The sequence below is a fragment of the Knoellia aerolata DSM 18566 genome, assembly GCF_000768695.1.
Classification (GTDB): Bacteria; Actinomycetota; Actinomycetes; order Actinomycetales; family Dermatophilaceae; genus Knoellia; species Knoellia aerolata.
The window spans coordinates 1-353 of record NZ_AVPL01000201.1 but is presented as its reverse complement, the minus strand read 5'-3'; the positions used below and the strand labels follow the sequence as shown (position 1 = coordinate 353).

General features: G+C 77.9%; 1 pseudogene. It reads right to left on the bottom strand.

The features are described 5' to 3' along the window. Nucleotides 1-353, bottom strand: a pseudogene (locus N801_RS21280) (HNH endonuclease); the annotation flags it as partial.

Sequence of the window (353 nt, the reverse complement as noted above, 5' to 3'; positions counted from 1 at the left end):
AGCGACACCTCGACCGGCTGCGGCTGACCCTGCGCCCGCCCACTGAGGAGCTCGAGGGCCCGGTCGGCCAGCCACGCACCCTTGCCCCGGGTGTCGGCGCGGGCCGCGGCCACGGCGGCATCCCACTGCTCGGCCGGCAGGTCGGGGTCGACGACGTGCCTGCGACCCTCCTCGGCGGACAGGGCGCAGAACGCCCCGACGACGTCCTTCATCGGCCCCAGGATCGACAGCCAGGCCATGCCGTCCGCGGCCGGGCGCACCGACACCCGCCGGGAGGCGACGGCCCGCCGGGCGCGTTCGGCCAGCGACTCCGCATCAAGAGCGGCCCCCGCCCGCCGCGCCGCAGCCCCCAA